Source organism: Pontibacterium sp., from assembly GCF_041587635.1.
Taxonomy (GTDB): Bacteria; Pseudomonadota; Gammaproteobacteria; order Pseudomonadales; family Balneatricaceae; genus Pontibacterium.
Window position 1 is genome coordinate 1 of sequence record NZ_JBFGYC010000513.1, and the last position, 2885, is coordinate 2885.

3 protein-coding genes are annotated in these 2885 nt (G+C 49.9%); all 3 read left to right on the forward strand.

Translation table 11 applies throughout. From position 1 onward, the window contains the following. Nucleotides 1-1245: oxygen-independent coproporphyrinogen III oxidase (gene hemN, locus ABYW01_RS18280; RefSeq protein WP_372835613.1), on the forward strand; the 1245-nt coding region annotated here is incomplete at its 5' end. A 97-nt stretch (nt 1246-1342) separates the two neighbouring features. Beyond that, complete coding sequence (fnr, locus tag ABYW01_RS18285) at nt 1343-2131, forward strand: fumarate/nitrate reduction transcriptional regulator Fnr (RefSeq protein ID WP_193955376.1); 789 nt, start codon at nt 1343-1345, stop codon at nt 2129-2131. A 164-nt stretch (nt 2132-2295) separates the two neighbouring features. Next, the gene (locus ABYW01_RS18290; RefSeq protein ID WP_193955377.1) at nt 2296-2838 is read left to right on the forward strand and encodes an adenine phosphoribosyltransferase; all 543 of its coding nucleotides are present in this window, start codon (nt 2296-2298) and stop codon (nt 2836-2838) included. The last annotated feature ends 47 nt before the right edge of the window (nt 2839-2885 follow it).

Sequence of the window (2885 nt, forward strand, 5' to 3'; positions counted from 1 at the left end):
ACCGACAGCAATGCACCGCTGTCTTTGTATTTCCATATCCCTTTCTGCGCACACGTTTGCTACTACTGCGCCTGCAACAAAGTGATTACTCGCAACCGCAAGAAAGCCCAGCCATATCTGGATACAGTGTATAAAGAGATGGCTCAGGTATCTGAGTGGTACAGCAACGATCGCATCGTAAATCAGCTGCACTGGGGCGGTGGTACACCGACATTCATCAGCGACGACCAGATGTCCGAGCTAATGAGCCACACCCGCAAGCATTTCAACCTGCGCGACGATGACAAGGGCGATTACTCCATCGAGATTGACCCTCGCGAAGCGAATCCAGATACGATTAAAGTCCTGCGAGACATAGGCTTCAACCGCATTAGCCTAGGTGTACAGGATGTACACGAAGAAGTGCAGAAGGCCGTCAACCGCGTACAGCCGACGGAACAGACACAGTCTGTGCTCGATACAGCCCGTAGCCACGGCTTTAAGTCTATCAATATGGATCTGATCTACGGCCTGCCTCATCAGACCGAAGACAGCTTCAAGGAAACACTGGATACCGTCATCGACATGGATCCAGACCGTTTGTCCATCTTTAACTATGCCCATATGCCTGATCGCTTCCGTTCTCAAAAGCATATTGATGCGGCGACCCTGCCAAGCCCTGAAACTAAGCTGGCTATTCTGGAAAACACCATTAACCGGTTGCTCGACGCAGGCTACGCTTACATTGGCATGGATCACTTTGCCAAGCCGGATGATGAGCTTGCACTGGCACAGCAGAATGGTCAGTTGCACCGCAACTTCCAGGGATATACAACCCATGCTGACTGCGACTTGGTTGCAATGGGTGTCTCTTCGATCAGCCAGATTGGCCGTGTGTACTACCAGAATGAACATGATATTGCCGGATACAGCAAAGCCGTAGAAGCCAATAACTTTGCGGTTAAGCGCGGCGTTGTCATGAACGATGACGACATCGTGCGTAGTGAAGTGATCAAGCAGTTGATCTGCCACTTCGCTCTGGATACTGCAATGATAGAAAAACGCTTCGCGATTAACTTTGCCGATTACTTTGCCGCAGAGCAGCCAGAACTGGCATCGTTCGCACAAGATGGCCTTATTCAGGTGAATAACGGTGTGATCACCGTGACACCTGCCGGGCGTTTGCTGATTCGTCGTATCTGCATGGCATTTGATGCTTATATCCCAAAACAGCAAAAAACCAACGGCTTTTCCCGGATTATCTAAAGGGATAATCGTGGGCAGAGCTTCACCGCTCTGCCCAAATGATGGATAATGACGCCGAGTAGCCTCTCAATAGTAACTAATTTAGCAGGGCCTGATTATGGGTGAAATAAAGGTGACAGAAGGGAAACTGCGCAGCCTCCAACAGGTGCATTGCCAGACCTGCAGTCTGAGTTCTCTATGCCTGCCGGTGTCGCTGGACATGACCGAAATGGAACGTCTCGATAACATTATCGAGAAAAGCCGTCCCTTGAAAAAGGGAGAGCACCTGTTCCATCAGGGTGAGCCCTTCACATCCGTCTATGCACTTCGTGCCGGGACCATTAAAGCCTACACCATAACCAATGAAGGTGAAGAGCAGATTACAGGCTTCTTCTTCCCGGGTGAATTGGTGGGTTTAGGTGGTTTCGACGAAAATCGTTACCCTGTTTCCGCGAAAATTCTGGAAACAACAACAGTATGTGAAATACCGTTTGAACGTCTGGATGATCTATCCGGACAGATGCCAGAACTGCGTCGTCAAATTCTGCGCACAATGAGCAAAGAGATTCGCGACGAACAGCAGATGATGTTACTGCTGTCGAAGAAAAACGCTGAACAGCGCGTTGCCACCTTCCTTGTGAAACTATCCCTGCGCTTTAAAGCGCGTGGTTACTCCGCAAGCGCGTTCCGTCTATCCATGTCTCGTAACGAGATTGGCAACTATCTCGGACTGGCAGTAGAAACGGTCAGCCGTATCTTTACCCGTTTCCAGAAGAGTGAACTGATTCGCGTCGACGGCAAAGAAGTAGAGTTGCTCGATCTGGATGAGCTGTACTCCCTTTCTGGCGAATGCCCTTCTCCGGCTGAGTCAGGCAATTGCAGCGAAGAACCTGACGCTGCATCCTAAACCTCACAGGCAAAAAAATGCGTCCTTTGCCAATAACAAAGGACGCCAGCCAGTTGCACAATGAAGTAGCCATCTCAGTGTGTAACCCAACAACTTCATTAAACCTGTGATCTATTTTCAAAACATTGAGCCATATCAAGCTGTATCCATTCCAGGAGTAAACGATGTCTTACGATGAATGTTATATAAAGTCAGTCATGCGCACGATTCCAGACTGGCCAGAACCCGGCATCCAGTTTCGCGACATCACCCCTCTGTTCAAAGATCCAAAAGCACTGCGCATGATTGCTGACTCTTTTATTCAGCGATATATCGACAGCGAGATCACCCACATTGCATCGATTGATGCGCGTGGTTTTCTGATCGCGTCGATTGTTGCTTATCAGCTGAACATTCCATTAGTGCTGGTTCGCAAGAAAGGCAAACTGCCCGGCGAGACCGTATATGAAGAGTACAAACTTGAATACGGTACAGCCTCTGTCGAAATGCAGATTGATGCCGTAACAGACGGCGATAAAGTTCTGGTATTTGATGATCTGATCGCAACCGGCGGCACCGTCCTGGCCGCTTGCAGCCTGATCAAGCAGCTTGGTGGCGAAGTGATCGAAGCCGCGGCACTGATTGATCTGCCTGATTTGCAGGGCTCAGCACGCATTCAAGATGCGGGTGTACCCGTGCACGCGTTGATGGCCTACGAAGGCCTCTAAAACGCGAAACATCCCCTCCGGGTTACGCCTGTAGCCCGGATCTCAAC